Consider the following 1,120-nt stretch of genomic DNA (forward strand, 5'->3'; position numbering starts at 1 on the left):
AATGAAACCTGCGGGGAAAGGGGAGGATGTGGCGGCGGTGGAACCAAGGAAGAGGGTATCGGCTGAGACATCACCTCCCAAATTAATTTCTATTGAAAATAGCGATAGTGATCAGGCAGAATGGTGGCTTCATCGAGGGTGTAAGCAATGGCTAGATGGGGATTCGGTCGGTGCTGTCGCATCTTATGACAAAGCGATTCAAATCAAACCTGATTTACACCAAGTTTGGCTAAACCGGGGTGCGGCGCTGTTTGGATTAGAAGAATATGAAGAAGCGATCGCATCTTTTGACAAAGCTATTCAAATCAAACCCAATAATCATAAAGCTTGGCTAAACCGAGGGGATTCAGTCGGATCATCCCGACACTATAACCCCGCAGCGGCGACTTTTTTACAGTTCCAATTTCCCAATGTTTCCCCAATCTTGCCGAATCCCACTCTAACTCAACGGGGTTATCAAGGTCAGTTGTTATCGTATCAGGAAGGCTTAAAGCATTGTCCCCAAGACACCCACCCCGAAGGTTGGGGACGATTGCATCAAGCAATAGGAAACGCTCACTATTGGGAAGGAAAATACCAGCGCAATTACCGAAACTACTAGACATCTCCAATAATTCCTAAAAACAAAGCTGAAATCATAGTAATATCGTTCAAAAATAAGGTTTTCTGGAGCTGTCTACTGGCGTAAAGCTGTAACCGAATATCACCAAGCTTTGATTACCCTCACCCCAGACACCTATCCTGAACAACATTTAGAGGTTTTACAAAACCTAATTCGCGTCTTATCGGGCTTAAACCAACACACAGAAGCCAAGGAATGGCGCAACCAAGGCTTACACGTATTCCAGACGCTATTAAATAGTCAAAAATCCACGTTCCAGAAACGCCAACTGGTTGCCAAGTTTCTCCCCTTCTCCCAAATGCGGGTTGATGTGTTAGTCGAAGAGGGTACACCTATCTTGGCATTAGAAGCAGCAGAGAGAACTAAAAATCCTGACGGGGTGACAAGCAAGCTGAAGGCTTGATGGAGCAAGTGTTCTACGCTATTAACCTGCAAAAAGATGAAAGCTTATTGACAGCTTTATTGACAATAACAGAAAGGAGCGATCGCTAACTTCCT

At 44.8% G+C, this 1,120-nt stretch carries 2 protein-coding genes; both read left to right on the forward strand.

The genetic code is table 11. The annotated features are described in order from the left end of the window. Positions 1-601 (forward strand): tetratricopeptide repeat protein (locus IQ257_RS30590; protein WP_228061175.1); only part of this gene is annotated, 601 nt, incomplete at its 5' end. Positions 602-713: 112 nt separating this feature from the next. After that, on the forward strand, positions 714-1,025 hold the full coding sequence (locus IQ257_RS30595; RefSeq protein WP_228061176.1) for a hypothetical protein: 312 nt from the start codon (positions 714-716) through the stop codon (positions 1,023-1,025). Positions 1,026-1,120: the final 95 nt, after the last annotated feature.

Origin of the sequence: Coleofasciculus sp. LEGE 07092, from assembly GCF_015207375.1 — a bacterium.
GTDB lineage: Bacteria > Cyanobacteriota > Cyanobacteriia > Cyanobacteriales > Coleofasciculaceae > LEGE-07092.